The following is a 514-nucleotide window of genomic DNA, read 5'->3' on the forward strand; positions in this document are numbered from 1 at the left end:
CTCGTTGATGTCTCGGTACTTCACGCCGAGCGTGCACTCGACGAACTTCGATGCCATGCCCAGCAAGCCGGCGAGGATCATCCAGAGGGTGGCACCGGGTCCACCGAGTGTCACGGCGACCGCGACACCGGCGATGTTGCCGAGACCGACTGTTCCGGACACCGCGGCGGTGAGAGCTCTGAAGTGGCTGACTTCGCCGGGCGCGTCCGCCTCGTCCTCCTTGCCGCTGACGAGAATCAACGCACGCTTGATTCCGCGGACCTGGATGAACTTGAACGCCACTGTGAAGACGACGGCACCGACGATGAGCCAGAGGACGATCAGTGGAACAGCGGCTCCGCCGATATTCACGGTGAAGAAGACGAGATTCGACACGGCAGCGGAGATCGGATCGAAGGCATTGTTGATCGCCGTCTCGATGGAGCTGATCGTGCCTCCGTCCGCGGCCAGTACATCGGTTGCGAGGGGGTGAGAGCTCATGGCTTCGAGTGAACAGCACGTTGACCGCAGAAGA

Annotated in this window: 1 protein-coding gene; it reads right to left on the bottom strand. The window is 61.9% G+C overall.

What is annotated here, in order from left to right; all coding sequences use genetic code 11:
• A partial coding sequence (locus A2J02_RS04475) for an alanine:cation symporter family protein (RefSeq protein WP_231911407.1) occupies positions 1-480 on the bottom strand: 480 nt, incomplete at its 3' end.
• Positions 481-514: the final 34 nt, after the last annotated feature.

The organism is Rhodococcus sp. EPR-147 (assembly GCF_001647185.1).
GTDB lineage: Bacteria > Actinomycetota > Actinomycetes > Mycobacteriales > Mycobacteriaceae > Rhodococcoides.